The organism is Lactobacillus ultunensis DSM 16047 (assembly GCF_001436305.1).
GTDB lineage: Bacteria > Bacillota > Bacilli > Lactobacillales > Lactobacillaceae > Lactobacillus > Lactobacillus ultunensis.
The window spans coordinates 39,823-58,340 of the sequence record NZ_AZFO01000009.1; the positions used below are offsets into that span (position 1 = coordinate 39,823).

Genomic DNA, 18,518 nt, shown 5'->3' on the forward strand with positions numbered 1-18,518 from the left:
AACCCCAAAAGTTGCGAGATACTCTTCATTTTTATCTATATTTGATAATCACCTTAGTATGATAAGGTACATGATCATGAAGCCATTTAGCATCCTTGACAGTTAAACGAATACAACCATGACTGCTTGGCTTTTTACCTAGTTTCTTAGCTTCTTTCATATCAAAGCGACTGGACCAATTATAAGTTGGCGTGAAATGGAACAGATACAATTGACCAATCCAGCCCACTGGATAAAGTGCTTCAGAAAAACGATATGGATGATATCCGTCAGTATAATATGTACCAGTTGGAGTTAAACTTCTGCCATGAATTATGCTGCCAGCGGAAGAATACATGGTATAAACGACCTTTTTATTGGACCTTACATAAGTCCGATTACCCAAAATTGATACACACAAATTCAGTTTTTTAATCTTGCGTAGATTTGGATAAGCTTTAGCCTCACTTGATTTGTTCCAATAACTGCCTTTACGCATAGTCACCGGATCGCCATAAGGTTGATACTTCGTTTTCTTAGCTGCACTAACGCTACTATTCTGCAGACTAAAGATACCTAGTATTAACAAAACTGTCATCAATAATGAGAAAAGCTTTTTCTTCATTTTTACTACCCCTTGAAGTGATTTACTTAATCTTGATTGCTAATGCTTCGTATGGCTCCAAAGAAATCTTTTCTTCTAATTGACCAGCAACTGCATTGTAATTGCTCAAGATTACCTGATACTTTCTATTCTGATACTTTTCAGGCAATTTTGCACTACATTTTTTGCCATAAAAGTTAGTAAATACCAAAAGTTTTTCATCACTATCGTCTAAATAACGTTCATATGCCAGAATTTGTGGATCATTTTGCAAGAACATCTTGATATGACCATCAGAAATTAATTTTTCACTCTTCCGCACTTTAATTAATTTTTGATAGTAATTGAAGATCTCACCATGATCTAGTTCATCTGCCACATTAATGCGATCCTGATGAGTTGGTCTTAGCCATGGTTGATGTTCACTAAAGCCAGCATATTTTTCGTTATTCCAATGCATTGGTACACGAGAATTATCACGAGCCTTAGACTTTACGATCTCAAATGCTTCTTTTTCACTCAAGCCTTTACCGGTTAACTCTTTGAATGCATTCTTAGCTTCAACATCAACATAATCCTTCATAGAAGAGTAGTCTGGATCAATCATCCCAATTTCTTCACCCATATAAATATAAGGCGTACCACGCATAAAATGAGTAGCTGTTGCTAGCATTTCTGCGGATTTGGCACGATATTTTCCAGTATCACCGAAACGATTCAATGCCCAAGGTTGGTCGTGGTTATTCCAAAACAGTGCGTTCCAACCGCCTCCTTGGTCCATCTTTTCTTGCCAGTCAGTAAATAACTTCTTTAGTTTCATGAAATCAAAAGGCATCTTTGACCATTTTTCACCATTTCGATAATCAACTTTCAAATGATGGAAAGTGAAAACCATTGATAATTCATGCTCACTTGGTTTGGAATATTCAATTGAGTTAGCAATAGTTGTTGAAGACATTTCTCCCACAGTGACGCTATCTGGATCTTGACCAAAGGTTGCTGCGTTCATTTCTTTTAAATATTCATGAACAATTGGAGTATCAGTATATAACTTCTTCTCTTCTATCGGGTCTGTTGAATCAACTAACTTATCTGCTTTACCAGTTACATTAATCACGTCAAAACGGAAGCCATGAACTCCCTTACTGCGCCAGAAGTTAATAACCTTAAATAATTCTTTTCTCACTTCTGGATTATGCCAATCCAGATCAGCTTGGGTTGGATCATAGAGGTGAAGATAGTAATAATCAGTATCGCCAAACTTAGCCCAAGCAGGACCACCAAATTTACTTTGCCAATTATTAGGCAAACTACCATCCGGTTTACCCTTTCTTAAGTAAAAGAATTTACGGTACTTTTCATCACCTGCTAAAGCCTTTTTAAACCAAATATTATCAGTTGAGCAGTGATTAAGCACCATATCAAGCATGACGCCTACGCCAATTTCTTTTAACTTTTTGACTAATTTTTCAAAATCAGCCATAGTGCCAAAACGTGGATCAATATTGTAGTAATCAGCTATGTCATAGCCATTATCTCTCTGTGGAGAAACAAAAAATGGGTTAAACCAAATCATATCGACATTTAGTTTTTTGATGTAGTCGATCTTATCAATAATACCAGGAATATCTCCAACTCCATCGCCATTTGAATCATAAAAGGACTTGGGATAGATTTGATAGATTACTTTTTTGCCTAAATCTGTCATTTAACTTCTCCTATTTATAATTTTATTTTTTGTCTTCTAGCAAAGTCTACGAATTTAAATTTACTTGGATTATGAAAAGATAAGGTTAATTGAAATAATGTAGTATCACTTAGATAATTTTCACTAGCTATTAATACAGCTAATCTGTCATCCAGTTGCAGAAGTTTTTGCATTTTTTCATCAATTTTTTCAACTGTAATAACTTTCGTTGCATATGAAATATCTAGTTTTAACTCATTTTCAATATAGTCATAGATAGACTTTTCAGCTACTTTCTTGGTCAAATGATCAATTGGTGGCGAAAACAAATAATCGCAATCGAGTACAGCGGGTTCATCATCGATCAATCGAAGACGTTCTACATAAATGCCAGCTTGCTTTTTCTGTTCAGGAAACTTTTCTTTAAAAAGTTCAGGTAGATCAGCCATCTTTTTTAAAGTAACTACTCTAGTCACTGCATGCATCTTTAAAGATTTATTCAATTCAGCAAAACTGGTAATTCCTGATATAGGAAAAGAAAACTTCTCTAAATCAAGTACTATCGAACCCTTGCCACGGATCTTCTGAATTAAGCCTAATTCAGTTAATTGATTCAACGCTTTTCGAACCGTCTCTCTAGAGGATCCATATAAAGTGGTTAATTGACTCTCGCTGGGCAACAACTCGCCTGCCTTAAATTGATGATGTTGTATTTTAGCTGCAATATCTTGAGCTATAATATCTGATTTTGATTTCATTAACCTCACCTTTCTTTCCACGCCTATTATATTCATAATTGTCTAGACAAGTAAAGAGTATTTTTAAATATTATTATGCTAACAATGTAATCTCTTTCAAAAAATGTATTGACAACTTGTATAGACAAGTTTAATATAATAGCTGAATCAAATGAAAGCGTTTTAGAGGAGAAAAGCTATGACAGAGAATAATGAAATTTCAATTCTTGCTCCTGCTAACGGTGAAGTTATTGCATTGAGCAAGACAAGCGATCCTATTTTTAGTAAAGGGACAATGGGACAAGGTTTTGGTCTTACTCCTTCTGACGGTGAAGTTGTTGCACCTGTTAGTGGTAAGATCACAATGATTGCTGACACGAAGCATGCAATCGGAATTACTACAAAAGATGGACTCGAAGTCCTTGTCCATATGGGTGTTGACACCGTGGGACTTAAAGGTGAACCTTTTGAAGTCCTTGTTAAATCCGATCAGACCGTTGAAGCAGGTCAAGACATTGCCACAATGGATCTAAAATTCATTAAGGATAAGAAACTTGACACCACCATAATGGTATTAATTACTAATTCTAACGATAAACTCGATGGTCTTGATGTTTCCTTTCCAGAGGGGGCTGCCAAAACAGGTGATGCTGTAGCCCACGCTTATTTAAAAACTGCTAACGAAAATGCTGGTTCAGATAAGAAATTATCATACGATGAACTCGCAAGTTTCATTATTAAAAATGTCGGCGGCAAAGACAACATCAATAATTTGATCCACTGTATTACTCGTTTACGTTTTTACTTAAAAGATGAATCTAAGGCAAACGATGATGTTTTGAAGAATCAACGTGGCATTTTGGATGTAATGCACGCTGGTGGTCAATACCAAGTTGTTATTGGTAATGAAGTAACTAATGTTTATGATGCTGTAATGAAACAATTACCAGGTTTAGGTGATCAACCTGCCCCACAAACCAACGAAAACGATGGCAGAAATCCTGTATCAAGAGCATTTGGCAACTTAATTGGCTTTATTACCGGTTCAATGAGTCCAGTAATCGGTGTAATTGCTGCATCAGGTATTATCAAAGGTCTGCTTGCACTCTTAACTTTGCCTCAACTTGGAGCTTTATTAAATGTTAAGAGCCCTGTTTACATAACAGTTTCAGCTATGGCTGATTCAGCATTCTTCTTCCTGCCAATTTTAGTAGGTTTCTCTGCTGCTAAACGTCTAGGCAGTGACCCTATGATTGCCGCTGTAATTGGTGGTTTCTTAACTTACCCACAAATGATTACTTGGGGTAAGAGCATGATGAGAATGTTTAGCGTAGGTTCTTGGAACTTCCAATTCTTGAACTACAGCTATTCAATTTTCCCAATGATCTTAGCAGCTTGGCTCGCAAAGAAATGTGAAGACTGGTTGAAGAAAGTATTGCCAAGTTACTTACAAATGATTTTTGTTCCTTTAATCACTATTCTGGTTGTTTCTGCGATTACTTTAGTAATTACTGGTCCAGTTATTCAAGGTGCTGCCAATGGTATTGCTGTCTTCATTAACTGGTTAGTTTCAGCATCAGGCTGGATCGGTGGTTTAGTAATTGGTGCATTCTATCAATTGCTTGTCATCTTTGGTCTTCACTGGGGTGTTGTTCCATTGGTTGCCCAACAAATTGCATCTACTGGTCAAAGTTCATTGAATGCCATCATTTGTTCAACCATGGTTGCTCAAGGCGCTGCAGTTTTAGCCGTTGCTGTTAAGTCAAAGAAAGCTGACATGAAGGAATTAGGTATCGCTGCCGCCATTTCAGCATTCTGTGGTGTTACTGAACCAGCTATTTATGGTATTAACTTAAGGTATAAGAAAGTATTTGCATCAGGTTGTATCGGTTCAGCCTTTGGTGGTTTAGTAACTGGCTTAATGCACGGAACTATGTATGGTTTCACTGGTGGTTTGATTGGTTTTTCAAGTTTCTTCAATCCAGCTCACCCTACTCAATTGAACAGTTTCTACACTTTCTTAATTGCTAGCGTAGTTTCAATCATTGTTGCTTTCATCGCAACCTGGGTATGGGGTTACAACGATAACATGACTATGGGTAAAAAAGTTGAAAAGAAACAACGCCCAGGAACCAAATAATATAATGAGTATAGAAAATACAGTAGAAATTGCCTTTCTACTGTATTTTTATTTCTCAAATGTATAATTAAAGCCCTTTCATTTTGCTTCAAAGTATTATACTCTAGATTCAAGAATCGAGGAAATAATCATGAAAGCATTAGTTTTAACTGCGATTAAAAAATTGAAAGAAAAAGATGTTCCAACTCCTTCTCCTAAAGATGATGAAGTTCTAATTCAAACAGCTTATGCTGGAATTTGTGGTACCGATCGTGAACTTTACAATGGATTACCTGGCTCAGCTCAAGCTAATCCGCCTATCATCTTAGGACATGAAAATTCCGGAATAGTTAAGGAAGTCGGTAAAAATGTAACTAGTGTCAAACCTGGTGATAGAGTTACAGTAGATCCTAATATTTATTGCGGGCAATGTTACTATTGTCGTACTTCGCGGCCAGAATTATGTGAACATTTATCAGCTGTAGGTGTTACCCGAGATGGTGGTTTTGCGGAATACTTCACTGCTCCAGCTAAGGTTGTTTACCCTATTTCAGATTCACTTTCTTTAAAAGCAGCAGCCGTAACCGAGCCTTTATCTTGCGCACTTCATGGCGTTAATTTATTAAAACTGCATCCCTACCAAAAAGCATTAGTCATTGGCGACGGCTTCATGGGCGAGCTTTTTGTTCAAACTTTAATGGCAATGGGCGTTCATCAAGTTGACCTAGCTGGTATTTCAGAAGAAAAACTAAAATTAAACCATGATCACTTTGGCGTTAAGACCTTCAATACTGCACAAGGTGACAAAGTTCCTGAAAACTCATATGATATTGTCGTTGAAGCCGTAGGTAATCCTGCAACTCAAGAGGAAGCCATTCGTAGTACCAGACGTGGAGCTCAAGTATTAATGTTTGGCGTGGCCAACCCTAATTCTCACTTTAGTATCAATTCATATGAAATTTATCAAAAACAATTAACTATTCAAGGTTCATTCATTAATCCATATTGTTTCGAAGATGCAATTGGCCTACTTGAATCTGGAAAAGTCGATGTTTTACCTTTAATCTCACATGAACTTAAATTAGGTGAAGTCGAGGAATTTACATCTGGCAAATTAAAAGATGTTTCTAAAGCAGTTGTTGAAGTTAATGATCTAAAGTAATTTATTTAATCAACTTAAAAGGATCTCTTTGTTTGAAGAGATCCTTTATTTTGACTCTTAAAAAGTATATTATGGTTAGTTACAATTAATTTAGTAATTAAATATGGAGGACAAAATATGAAATACAATTTTCAAGAATTAATCGATCGACACGGAAAAGATTCTATTGCTGTAGATGGTATCGGCAAATTACCTGGTTTTGCTCCCTCAAAGCCAAAAGACGGTTTTGATACCATTCCAATGTGGGTTGCAGATATGAATTTTCCTACTGCTAAATCTATCCAGGACGAAATCATTAAACGAGCTCAGCATCCCCTATTTGGCTATTTCCAACCAAATAATGAATATTATCAAGCAATTATCAATTGGCATAAACTGCGTAAAAACGTTACAGGCATTAAGAAAGAACATATTGGCTACGAAAATGGAGTGCTTGGTGGCGTAGTTTCAGCCCTAAAAGTTTTTGCGGCACCTGGTGATAAAGTATTGCTCCATTCACCAACCTACATGGGATTTACTAATTGCGTTCTTAACAATGGTTATCAAATCGTTCACTCACCTTTAGTAAAAGATAATAACGGAACGTGGCGCATGGATTATGAAGATATGGACAAAAAGATCAAAGAAAATCAAATTCACGTTGCTATTTTCTGTAATCCTCATAACCCCACTGGTCGTGTTTGGACTAAAGACGAAATTGCCAAAGCCATGGAAGTTTATGAAAGAAATAACGTTTGGGTGATTTCTGACGAAATTTGGTCTGATTTAATGATGAATGGTCATCATTATACAGCAACACAGTCAGTTAGTGATTGGGCAAAACAACACACAGCTGCTTTCTATGCCCCATCAAAGACATTCAATATTGCTGGCTTAATTGGTAGTTACAGCGTTATCTATAATAAGCCCATTCGTGAACGCATTCAGAGTGTAGGTGAAAAGACAATTTATAACAGTATGAACGTCTTTTCAGAGCATGCACTAATTGGAGCCTACAGTGCTGAAGGTGATAATTGGCTCAGTCAATTATTACCAGTCTTATCACAAAACGTAAACTTTGCTTACGACTATGTCACTAACAATTTTGCTGGAGTTTCAACTTTTAAGACTGAAGGTACATATATGATGTTCCTCGATTGTGCTGCTTGGTTAAAAGAACACCATAAGACTCAAGCTGAATTGCTTAAGCGAGGCTGGGATTATGGTATTGGCTGGCAGGATGGAAATTTGTTCCAGGGACCAACGTCAATCCGTCTTAACCTGGCATCTCCTATCTCTCGTATTGAAGAAGCTTTTGATCGAATGAATAAATACGTTTTTAATGCTGAATGGTAGACTATTTGAATTATGAAATTTAAAAAGTTTATTTTAGCTAACTTCATTTTACTGATAGGGATGTCCCTTTCAGCATGCAATCATCACTCTGAAGAACATGCTAATTCAAGTTCAAAAAGCGTACAAATTAGAAAGAGTACTTCCAGTATTTCTAAGAAAAAATCTTTTAAAATTGATTTGCATAAGAAATACAAGGGCTTTAAATTAACTACCGTCCCAGAAGAGTTTCGTGGAACTTGGTATCGGGGAAATCCTTATGATAAAAAGGCTACAAAGTTGATCATTACCAAACACACGATTAATGGAGCCGTAACTTACCGCAAGGTTGATGCCAATTTAAGACTTGATCATAATTCTGAAAAGCAAAATAAAGAATATGCTGGTAATGCAATTATGATCTCAACTACTGATAATTCTTTAAAAGAACGGGGATTTCTGGATGCTGTCGACATGGTTTACAAAGTTGGCAATTTTAAAGGGCATCCATGTCTTTTCATGAGTTATGGAACAAATCCTAAAGCAGTTAACGGTGTAGTCTTTAGAGATAAAAACACTGCCCTTAAGTATCGTAAATATGATTTTTCAAAAGTAAGACCATAAACAAAAGAGTAACTAGCGTTTAAAACTAGTTACTCTTTTTTATTCATTAAATATTACACTAACTAAAATTAGAAGTACTAAAACTATTCCTGAAATAATCCAGCCAGCAACAGAGAAATGTGAACCAATTAGTAATAATAAAACAACAATCAGTATATAAATACCAATAATTCCCCGTTTAAGCCATGGATATTTTGATCTTAATTTTTGGGTTAAAACATCTTTATACTTTTTAGTAAGTTGATCAAGTATTGTATAAACTACAACTACTGTATAAAGTGCTGCATTGATGAAATCAAACTCCCCTTAGAAATACCAAACCCAGAACATTATGAGTATGACTATCATCAGGCTATACATTAAAAGATTCAGCCAATACTTCAGTTTTTCATTACCACCCTTTTTGGTAGCAAATGCAGATAATCCAGTCAAAAGCAATAGCAACAAAATAGTTGGTGCAAACCACTGTCCACCGGTTAAGCTATTCATTTTTTCTCCTTTCTTTCTAAAGATCACAAATCAAACCTGTTAATACAAATAAAAGAATGCCCCAAACAATCATAATAATTAGCGCTATTAACATGCTTTGCCAATTCTTTAACCTAGTTTTATTAAACAAACTACAAGCAAAAGCAAAGACTGAGACTAAAGGTAATACTACCAATTCATCAATGTGTTTAATTTGTAATAGCGGCAACAAAACATATAAAACGGAAGTCACCAAAGCTCCCCAGCCTAGCCAGATCAACTTTATCCAATCGATGAAATCATAGAACACAAAAGCAAAAATGGCACTAAATACTATAGGAGAATAAATTCCCATAATAGAAAGATCGATCAAAGGACGTTGTTGGCCCAATCCATTAAAAATCAATTTAATAATCATATTAATACCAATTCCAGCCAATGCCCATAAAAGACATCTTAAAGCTAAGCGTTTTTCTCTTCTAATCAAATAATATATTCCTATTATTATACCAACAACTGGCAAAATAATACTAATGAAAGTAAGAGCCTCGCCCTTTTCCTCTTTACTTAATTTCTCATCCATGATTTCATCCCCCCTTTACTTCTTTTCTAAAATTATACAGACTTTTATAATATTTGCACTAAAAAATAAGCATGTTGCTGATCACAACATGCTTTTACTCATTTTCAATACTAATTTCTACTTTTCAAACCAATCCCAGTCATCACCGACGGTATGAACACCACTATCTTCTTCAGTTTCAGCAGAACTGATCTTTTCGGCATGAGTTGGACGTTCAACAGTGTATTCTCCACGCTTATTCTTCTTAACGATTGCTTCAAATTGAATTACATCGCCTTTTTGAAGATTCAATTCTTTGAAGGCTTTCGTCATTCTTAAAGCAATTTGTTTAACAACTTCATTATCTACATTATCAACTGTAAGATCCTTAAATATTCCTTGACGATCATCGGGACGCAAAAAAGTTGCAGTAAAAATTCTACGTTCTCCATCAGCAAATTTTGCCAGTTTTTCGTTATAAATATCGATCATCTTATCAAATCCTCTTTCCTACAAGGTCCACTATAACATTATTTCCCAATATTAACGAATTTTAATTAAAAGAAAGGAACGAAATCTTATAAACAAAAAAGCACAGTAGCACCAAAGTCTTGATACTACTGCACTTAGCAAGATTTTTAATGAAGAAAATAGGTTATGTAATCGCTTCTAAGGAGGAAGGATATTTCGTCCAGCCACTTGTTATGGTAGTTCTATTTCCACAATTTGTTAAATATTTCGAACAACAAAAGAATATAATAAATTGGTAACCCGATTTTTTAGAATGAGTGAGAAAATGGACGAATTATTTGCTAAAGCACCTATTAAAAAAGTTTATTTTAAACTGGCCTTTCCTGTGGTGCTGGGGATGGTTACTACTATGATATACAACTTAGCAGATACTATGTTTGTCGCTAAGACTGGTAATACTGACTTAGTAGCTGCCGTTACTATTGGTGCGCCTTTATTTAATTTTTTGATTGCTGTATCAGACATTTTTGGATTAGGTGGCAGTAGCGTGATTTCTCGCTTATTTGGCGAAAAACGCTACCAACTTAGTAAAAAAATCAGTAGTTTTTGTCTTTTTGGATCAATCCTAATTGGTGTAATCCTGACAATTTTACTACTTCTTTTTGCTAATCCAATTCTAAGCTTACTTGGAGCCACAACTGCTACCTTCTCCTATGCATATGATTTCTATAAAATCATTGCATTAGGATCTGTTTTTATCATCTTTTCATTAGTCCCACAAAACCTAATTCGAACAGAAGGACTTGCATTTGAAGCAATGCTTAGTACCATGATAGGAACAATTTTAGCTATTATCTTAGACCCTATTTTTCTTTTCGTTTTAAAATGGGGTGCTACAGGTGTGGGACTGGCTAATATTATTGGTTACTTGATGACAGATATTTTATTAATCTACTTCACTTTAAAGAAAGCACATTACATTGTTTTGAATCCTAGATTAATGAAAATTTCAGGCAAAGACATTAAAGATATCATTGCTATAGGTATTCCTGGTTCAATCACCAATTTTGCTCAAAGCTTTGGTATGGCATTATTGAATTCTTCATTAGCCCTTTATGGAGCAAACAAAATTGCTGCCATGGGAATTACCCAAAAGATCTATAATATTGTTGTTTTAGTAATAGTCGGCTTTGCCTTTGGAGCTCAGCCACTGATTGGTTACAACTACGGGGCTAAAAATTGGCAGCGTCTAAAAGCCATTCTTAGATTCGATTCTTTAGTTTTAGTATCATACGCAATAGTTGCTGGTGGGCTTTTGATTATTTTTGCTAGACCTGTCACCGCGCTATTCATGAATCAAGCTACAATCATTAATGCCGGCAGTTACATGTTGATTGCTACTATTATTACAACGCCTTTTGTGGGAATGATTTTAGTTTATACTACCGTTTTCCAGTCAATCGGTAATGCCTGGGGTGCCTTCGTGATGGCAATTACTCGACAAGGAGTCATCTACTTTATCGTTCTTGAGATATTAAAACTTATATGCGGTTATCACGGAATTATCTGGTCTCAAGCTATTAGCGATATTTTAACTTGGCTAATCGGTTATCTAATGTTTAAGAAGAGCCTTAATCTAAATCAAAAATAAAAAAGACAACAAAAGAGCAACCTCAAAATGAGATTGCTCTTTTCTACTATTTAACTTTCTTAAATTGAACTTGAATTTGGTAGTTTGCATGATAAATATCACCAGTTGTATTAGTGAAATCTTTGCCTTTCAATTTCTTATTAAGCTTAAAGTTATTTTGACCAGATTTCTTGTTCAATTTAATATTTGTCAAAACATTACTAAAAATTGAATTAATCGTTTTTCTACCCTGTTTGCTTAATTGAATTGCATTATAAGGACTTAATGGATAAGCCCAATCAAGATTTGGCAACTCGGCAGTCAAAGTATTATTCTTTAATTCAAAATTAGCATTTCTTTGCTTCGCGTCAAGAGAATCAAATGCTTTCTGCCTTGTTGCCTTTTTAGCAAGTTGCAGACTATTTACCTTAACAAAAGTCCTTTGACTTGCATCTGGATTAAACACAATATAAGTAGGTTTGCTTAAGCGCGGATTTGGTAAAGCAAGACTTTGTTCACTCGAATTATTAACAGTCCCAGTAATTTCTTTGGTAGCAATGCTTAATTGATAAATCTTACCAGCTAACCAATTACTCTTGATCATCTGCTTTTTCTTAAGCTCTTTTTCTTTTTTAAGTTTTAATTCCTTATCTTTTTTGAGCTTAAGTTTTTTATCTTTGAGCTTTTTAGCAACCTCGGCCTTGCTTCGCTTCTTAGCTTTTTTATTAGGTTTCATATCAGAAACAACGGTCTTGGACTGTGTATTAGCATTTATAGCATGACCTATTCCAATTCCACCAGCGATCACTACTGCTGCAACAGCTACCATTGTAAGAAGTCTATTTCTTTTCTTCTTTGATCTTGCCTTTTTTCTTGCAGTTCGTGAATCAGCTTTAATTGAAACGACTTTTTTCTTCGGCTTTTTTATAACAGGCTTCTTTTCAACTTTAGGTTTAGTAATAACCTTAGTTTTTTCAATAGGTTGTACCTGTTTTTTAGCCTTTTCCTCTTTCAATTTTGGCTTCGGAGCTTTCTTATGCTCTTCCACTTTTTCTTTAGTCGCTTTTACTGGAGCCGGTTTTGCCTTTTTAACTACTTTACTATTAAAGTCTAAGTCTAAATTGTCGTTAATCTTATCTTTAGATTCAGGTAACTTATTCTTAATATCCCGTTGCTTGAACAAATTATCCTTATCAGCACTACTCTTATAAGCAAGTTGGACATCCCAATATTTGACGTGGGCATTTTCATAAATATTAGTCAAAAAGGCTAATACATCATGTAGGCTTTCAAGTTGGGTAAGAAAATCTTGTTCGGTGATGGTGTTATCTTTGCTAGCGCTTTCTGCGCCATGAATAATCATGGCAATATCGTTGGTAATAGCTTCAGGATAAATCTTAGCTTTCTCCAGATATTCCAAGTTCTTAACCGTTTCTTGGTGTATTTCATCAACACCTTCAACAGTTAAAATATCGATAACAACTTGATTAAGAATAGAACCTATTCCTTCAACAGCTTTGTTATAATTACCTATCTGATATTCATTAAATATCAAAGGCAACTTATTGGCATATTGCTTCAGCAAATGACTTTTTTTAATTGCTATATCCTTCTTAATTTATGCCTTTAATATAATAATAAATGTTTTATTGATCATTTGTAAACAAATATTTATTCCAAAAGCTGATTTTTTTGCCGTTTTTTATTTTAAATAGAAAAAAAGAGCTTAAATCAGCTCTTTAACTTTCTATTCATAAATAATAACTGGTTCATTCTTAGAAATATTGTTCCAAACACTTCTAATTTCACTAGGTTTTACATTGACACAGCCATGAGAGCCACCCCTTAAGTAAGCGGTCTTACTCCAGTCTGTTCTCCAACTAGCGTCGTGAAAACCACATCCACTAAGAGTGAATGGCATCCAGTATTTAACTGGCGATGCATAACTAGAACCATCATCGTTAGTCCCACGCAATGTGCTTGGTGATTGTTTGTAATGAATATACCAAACACCTCTTGGAGTCTGATCACCCTTACTGCCTTCCATAGTACCTGTCACAACGTCTCTTAGATGAACTTTCAGTTTACCATTTCTAACTAGCCAAACTTCTTGTTTCTTTAATGAAACAACAGCATAAGTTTTGCCAATTTCATGGTTAGATTTGCCATAACCATGAGCATATGTACTATAGCCTACACCATAGATCGCATCGGCTCCGTTAAAAGTGGTCTTACCTTGTTCCAGTGCTTCCAAGAGCAAACGACGCGCTTTTTTAACATACACGCCCCAGCCCCAGGTTTTATTCTTAACAGTAATTGTTTTACCTTTAACTTTGTCACCCTTAGGTACAGTAAACTTGTAACTCTTATGGAGAGATGAAACCTCTTTATCAATCTGATTAAGCTTGTCAGTCAATTTAGCAGTATCACCAAATTGGTATTTGCCATCTCGATAAGTAACGTTGTCTACAAGTTCTTTAGCTTTTAAATCATAACTCTCACCATTAATTTGGTATTTAATTGTTGCATTTTTAAGATCACTAAGCTTCTTTTTTGCAGTAGCCAAATCTTTGGTTGTAAAACTATAGCTTTTATTACTTGGCATCTTAGTTTGTTGTTTTTTAAACAAACTTCTTGTTTCTGCTTCATCGATTGTTTGAATAGTAGTACTGTAGCTATACTCCAGTTTATTATTTTTTAATTCTATTTGGTTTTTAGCATTTTTATTAACTTTATCAGTTGCTTTCGCCACTGTAAGTTTACCCACCTTTACACCATCAATCTTAACGTTAGGGTTAAAATGCGTTTGGGCAAATTTCTCTGCAGCAGTACGAGTAGCCTCATTATAACTATGAATACCAAAGCCAGCAAGAATAGCTACTATAATAACCAAACCGATGACCAATAAAATGATGTTATTGCGTTTATTCTTTTTTCTAAGTTCTTCGTTCATCTTATTCAACCTTTATCTTGTAAGCCAATAGTTTTAATATAGCACCCTATATTATTGGTGTAAAATCTGCTGTCTGAATTATTTACGTTTCTTCATAACAACTCTGGCTGCATCCCTCAATGCAAAATAAAGAAGTGGCGTACATATTGCCGTAGAGATTGAGTTAATCACTGTAGCTGGCAAACTAATAAATGCACCTATACATGCAACTTTCAAACTAGTGCCTATCATCAAAGCTTCAACTATGGAGACACAATAAGTGGTAAAAATTTTAGTTACTCCAGCAACAATCCCCAAAATAATAATATTTTTCTTACTATCTTGATAATGCATGCTTTTAAAGACAAGCGTCAAAATTGAGGCTACAACAATCACTTCTAGCATAGTTAACCAGGATGTAGCTGCATAACCATTAAGCAGATCAAAGCCTCCTAAGCCAATAATCCCAGCAATCATACCATTACGACAACCTAAATAAAGAATAGCTACAGCAGTTAAAGTATTGCCAAAATGAATAAAAGGTCGTCCAACCATAGCAGGAACAGGGATTCTTAATACCCAAATTCCGATATAAATAATGGCAGCAAAAAGACCAGTTAAAACTAAAGATTGCAGCGAATTTTCTTCTTTTCTCATTATCTTCATCACTCTTTCAATTGATTTATTAACCAACTAAGCCCAGCAGCATAATTTGGACCCAATCTAGCATTTTGGTTAGTAGTAGCATTAATTGCCTTTGCAACAAAATTAGCAGCTATTGAACAGCTTTGTTTTAACTCATTATTATGCAAATATGCGGCTAAAAAGCTGCTAGCAAAAATATCACCTGTACCAAAGAAAGACCCAGGAAGCTTTTTCTGAACCAGTGACCAACTTTTTTGTCGAGTCACACCAACTTCAGCAATTTTTTCTTGTTCTAAAGGGATGCCTGTAATGATCACATTAGGAATAGAAAAACGATTAGCCAAAGCTTCTGCCAAGTATTTTGCGGAAGACAAAGAAACTTCTGTAATCTTTTCACCTAAAAACAAGGCAGCTTCAGTCATATTGGGTGTCAAAATCGTCGCTTTTGAAATAAGTTTTCTCATCTTGATGACGTAATCCTTGTTCAAACCACGATACATTTTGCCGTTATCGGCCATTGCTGGATCAATCAAAACTTTTTCTCTTTGATAGCTTATCTGATCAATATTTTTAAGCCAGAAATCCAAAGCATGATTACCAAGATACCCTAAATAAAGTGCATCAAAATAGAAACTTTCCTTCTTCCAATGTTCAATAATCTTTGGCATTTCAGCACTCATGTCGCAAAAACTATTTTTTGTAAAACCAGTATGCGTCGATAAAATAGCCGTTGGTAAAACAGATGGTTGCAAGCCACAAGCTCCTAAAATCGGTAAAGCAACGGACATGGAAACTTGTCCTGCACATGAGAGATCTTGACTGATTAGTACTCCACCATTAATCATTTTTTCACTCCAATCAAAAATCCTGATATTAGCTTATCATAAGTTAATATCAGGATTAAAATATTATTTTACTTTGCACTAAAAGTATTTGGTTGGATGTGATTCAAAATTTGATAACCGATAGCCTTATTTCTATCTTCATCATTTTGGGTTTGATTCAAGAACATGATCAAACCATTCTTATTATCACTAGTCATCTGTACCCAGTTACCAAAGTGAGTATTGTAAAGATTTCCGTAGGCAGATTTTAAATTACCATTGATGTATAAACCACCAGAGTAACCATTTGGACTAGTGGCACTCAAATGTGTCATATAATTATACTCAGCTTTATTTAAAATTTTGCCATTAGTCAAGCCACATTGAATCTTGTAGTAATCCATCGGTGTTGAGAATAAATTACCCGCACCAACTAATTGTGATGCTTGTTGTTTTTTAACATATTGAGCCCATTGATAGTTTTTAATATTCCAAGTGTATGAAATACCGTCAGTCATGCCTGCTGGAATATCTTCTAAGAAATAGGTTCTCTTTAAGCCTAACGGATTAATAATACGTGATTGGACATTTTGCTTGTAAGATTGTCCTGTTACTTTACGAATAATACCTGCAAGTAAAATATAATTAGTATTGTTATATAAAAACTTACCTGGTTGATTCTGATTACTTGAGTTTAATTTATTAACTACCCAATTAATCGCAGCATCTTCTGAATAAATACGACCACGGTTAACTTCAGTGTTAGCTGCTTTTAAACCAGAAGTATGGGTCATCAGATTTCCGACAGTAATATTAGATGAACCTTTCAAGTTTGGATACCAATCAGATATCTTAGTATCTTGATTAAATTTACCTTCATATATCAGCTGTGTAATAATAGCAGCTGTAATAACTTTTTGCAAAGAACAAACAGGATAGACTACTTTTCTATTGCCTGCTCCTAACCGACGACCATAATAGCCATAACCGTAACTGATTTGTTGAGCATGGCCGTCTTTAACAATTACTGTTGTCCCACGAGCATAATAATTAGCTATAGTTTTTCTTACAAAACTCCGCATTTCAGTTTGGTTATACGCAGCATGTGCTGTTTGTGAAGTAGCAGCAATGTCTACTGGAAAAGATGATACTACAATTAATGAAACTGCCGCTTTCATTAACGTTTTTTTCAAATTAATACGTTTCGTTTTAAAGCCCTCCAAAAATGTTATATTTTTTCACTCCATCATATTAGCATTTAATTTTTTCAATGAAGTTACAGAATCAATAAAAAATGAATCTTGCCTCTTTAATAAGGATAATTTTCCAAACGATCTTTTTCGGAAAGTTTTCTAATAACCTTAGCTGGAACACCTACTGCTAATGAATTATCAGGAATATCACGAGTAACAACCGACCCAGCACCAATAACACAATTATTTCCGATAGTTACACCGGCACAAACAGTAACATTGCTTGCTAGCCAGCAATTATCACCAATGGTGATGGGTGCGCCATATTCAATGTCTGCAACCTTGCCATCATTTTGTAAGCGTGCATTTCTTTGATCTGCCAACAAGGGATGCAAAGGCGTAGCAAGCGTAATATTGGGTCCAAACATTACATTATTTCCAATAGTAATGGGACAGGTATCAAGAATAGTCAAGTTAAAGTTAGAGTAAAAATTGTCACCCAACTTAGTAAATCGACCATAATCTACTTCAATCGGACCTTGCAAATAAACTCCTTCTCCATGATCTGGGAAAAGTCGATCAATGATTGCTTTTCTTTCAAGTTTATCCTCATCTGTTGTCATGTTGTAATCTCTAGACAATCTATGTGCTAAAGAAGAAAACTCGCCTAATTCTTTTGTATCAGGACGATATGGTTTCCCTGCCAGCATATTTTTCGTATTTTCTTCCATATATATCTGCTCTCTAAAAATTAATAATTTGGTACTGTGATTATATCCATATTTTCTTATTTTTCGACACCAAAATCAAATAGTCTTATAAGAAAACTGTATTTTCTAAACTATTGTGTGATACACTCTTAATGTTGTAGAAAATAAGATTTATCGAGGAGAAAATGAAAAAGAAGAATATTATCGCTATTGGCATAGGTTTGCCAGTCTTTCTGATTTTGGCAGTTTCTATTATGTTACATGCCAGTTGGATTAATGGCTTTGATAACTTTTTCGAGCATCTAGTACACACTATTCCTGGTTTACAAAGTCTGATGCTGAAGATCACTTTCTTAGCCGACACTAAAGTTGATTTAGTTTGGATGCTATTAATTGCAATTATTCTATGGATAAAAAAACAACGTCCTCTCTCACTTAGCATCGTGATTACTTTAATTACTGCTGATGCATTTGGTTGGGTTGTCAAGCACGTTATTCAACGTCCACGTCCTACAGCTCACTTAGCTGTCGACGATGGTTTTAGCTTTCCTAGTGGACATACCTTAGGAATGTCAATCATTGTTTTTTGGTTGATTTTAATTATGATTCCTGTTTTGGTAAAAAGCAGTACAGCTAGAGTTTGGCTGTATATACTTTTAATCATTTGGTTAGTACTAGTAATGATTTCTAGAGTATATGTCTATGCTCACTTCCCATCAGACGTTTGCGGATCTACTGCACTCGGTGCAATGTGGGTTGGTCTAGTTGATACAATTTGGGATAAAGTTACACCACGAACTTCAAAAAATAATTTCTAAACAAAAAAGACGCTAGGAATGATACATTCCCTGTCAAGTAGA

Annotated in this window: 17 protein-coding genes; 6 read left to right on the forward strand and 11 right to left on the reverse strand. The window is 35.0% G+C overall.

Annotated features, from left to right (window positions below; genetic code table 11):
• Positions 1-31 precede the first annotated feature (31 nt).
• The 3 genes from FC57_RS04140 to treR are packed head-to-tail and all read right to left on the reverse strand — an operon-like array spanning position 32 to position 3,064.
• Positions 32-604 carry a L,D-transpeptidase gene (locus FC57_RS04140; protein ID WP_007125594.1) on the reverse strand — a complete coding sequence of 191 codons (573 nt, stop codon included), beginning with the start codon at positions 602-604 and terminating at the stop codon, positions 32-34.
• A gap of 22 nt (positions 605-626) precedes the next feature.
• Positions 627-2,291 (reverse strand): alpha,alpha-phosphotrehalase, encoded by a 1,665-nt coding sequence (gene treC / locus FC57_RS04145; RefSeq protein WP_007125593.1) that lies wholly within the window; start codon positions 2,289-2,291, stop codon positions 627-629.
• A gap of 14 nt (positions 2,292-2,305) precedes the next feature.
• Positions 2,306-3,064, reverse strand: a complete 759-nt coding sequence (gene treR, locus FC57_RS04150) for a trehalose operon repressor (RefSeq protein WP_007125592.1) — start codon at positions 3,062-3,064, stop codon at positions 2,306-2,308.
• 142 nt (positions 3,065-3,206) lie between these two features.
• Between treR and FC57_RS04155 the strand changes: the two genes are divergently transcribed.
• The 4 genes from FC57_RS04155 to FC57_RS04170 all read left to right on the forward strand — a co-directional run bounded on the left by FC57_RS04155 (position 3,207) and on the right by FC57_RS04170 (position 8,223).
• Complete coding sequence (locus FC57_RS04155) at positions 3,207-5,147, forward strand: PTS sugar transporter subunit IIABC (RefSeq protein ID WP_007125591.1); 1,941 nt, start codon at positions 3,207-3,209, stop codon at positions 5,145-5,147.
• 130 nt (positions 5,148-5,277) lie between these two features.
• Positions 5,278-6,288: a zinc-dependent alcohol dehydrogenase family protein gene (locus tag FC57_RS04160; RefSeq protein ID WP_007125590.1), complete on the forward strand. Its 1,011-nt coding sequence runs from the start codon at positions 5,278-5,280 to the stop codon at positions 6,286-6,288.
• A 117-nt stretch (positions 6,289-6,405) separates the two neighbouring features.
• On the forward strand, positions 6,406-7,623 hold the full coding sequence (locus tag FC57_RS04165; RefSeq protein WP_007125589.1) for a MalY/PatB family protein: 1,218 nt from the start codon (positions 6,406-6,408) through the stop codon (positions 7,621-7,623).
• A gap of 12 nt (positions 7,624-7,635) precedes the next feature.
• Positions 7,636-8,223 carry a hypothetical protein gene (locus FC57_RS04170; protein ID WP_007125588.1) on the forward strand — a complete coding sequence of 196 codons (588 nt, stop codon included), beginning with the start codon at positions 7,636-7,638 and terminating at the stop codon, positions 8,221-8,223.
• A gap of 505 nt (positions 8,224-8,728) precedes the next feature.
• Here FC57_RS04170 and FC57_RS04180 read toward each other — a convergent pair.
• Positions 8,729-9,274, reverse strand: coding sequence for a hypothetical protein (locus FC57_RS04180; RefSeq protein WP_007125586.1), 546 nt, complete (start codon positions 9,272-9,274; stop codon positions 8,729-8,731).
• Between the two features lie 117 nt (positions 9,275-9,391).
• Complete coding sequence (locus FC57_RS04185) at positions 9,392-9,745, reverse strand: hypothetical protein (RefSeq protein WP_007125585.1); 354 nt, start codon at positions 9,743-9,745, stop codon at positions 9,392-9,394.
• A gap of 304 nt (positions 9,746-10,049) precedes the next feature.
• Here FC57_RS04185 and FC57_RS04190 point away from each other — a divergent pair, with 304 nt between their 5' ends.
• Positions 10,050-11,375 carry an MATE family efflux transporter gene (locus FC57_RS04190; RefSeq protein ID WP_056990014.1) on the forward strand — a complete coding sequence of 442 codons (1,326 nt, stop codon included), beginning with the start codon at positions 10,050-10,052 and terminating at the stop codon, positions 11,373-11,375.
• 46 nt (positions 11,376-11,421) lie between these two features.
• On the opposite strand, the gene FC57_RS04195 is transcribed toward FC57_RS04190, so the two are convergent.
• The 6 genes from FC57_RS04195 to FC57_RS04220 form a co-directional block, all read right to left on the reverse strand.
• Entirely contained in the window at positions 11,422-12,939 is a 1,518-nt protein-coding gene (locus FC57_RS04195) for a hypothetical protein (RefSeq protein WP_007125581.1), read from the reverse strand.
• A gap of 162 nt (positions 12,940-13,101) precedes the next feature.
• A complete protein-coding gene (locus FC57_RS04200) occupies positions 13,102-14,307 on the reverse strand; it encodes a L,D-transpeptidase family protein (protein ID WP_007125580.1) in 1,206 nt (401 codons plus the stop codon).
• Positions 14,308-14,385: 78 nt separating this feature from the next.
• Positions 14,386-14,943: an ECF transporter S component gene (locus FC57_RS04205; RefSeq protein WP_040529391.1), complete on the reverse strand. Its 558-nt coding sequence runs from the start codon at positions 14,941-14,943 to the stop codon at positions 14,386-14,388.
• A gap of 8 nt (positions 14,944-14,951) precedes the next feature.
• Entirely contained in the window at positions 14,952-15,776 is an 825-nt protein-coding gene (locus FC57_RS04210; RefSeq protein WP_040529390.1) for a pyridoxamine kinase, read from the reverse strand.
• 68 nt (positions 15,777-15,844) lie between these two features.
• On the reverse strand, positions 15,845-16,933 hold the full coding sequence (locus FC57_RS04215) for a serine hydrolase domain-containing protein (RefSeq protein WP_007125576.1): 1,089 nt from the start codon (positions 16,931-16,933) through the stop codon (positions 15,845-15,847).
• A gap of 131 nt (positions 16,934-17,064) precedes the next feature.
• Positions 17,065-17,679 carry a sugar O-acetyltransferase gene (locus FC57_RS04220; RefSeq protein WP_007125575.1) on the reverse strand — a complete coding sequence of 205 codons (615 nt, stop codon included), beginning with the start codon at positions 17,677-17,679 and terminating at the stop codon, positions 17,065-17,067.
• Between the two features lie 164 nt (positions 17,680-17,843).
• Here FC57_RS04220 and FC57_RS04225 point away from each other — a divergent pair, with 164 nt between their 5' ends.
• The gene (locus tag FC57_RS04225; RefSeq protein WP_007125574.1) at positions 17,844-18,476 is read left to right on the forward strand and encodes a phosphatase PAP2 family protein; all 633 of its coding nucleotides are present in this window, start codon (positions 17,844-17,846) and stop codon (positions 18,474-18,476) included.
• Positions 18,477-18,518: the final 42 nt, after the last annotated feature.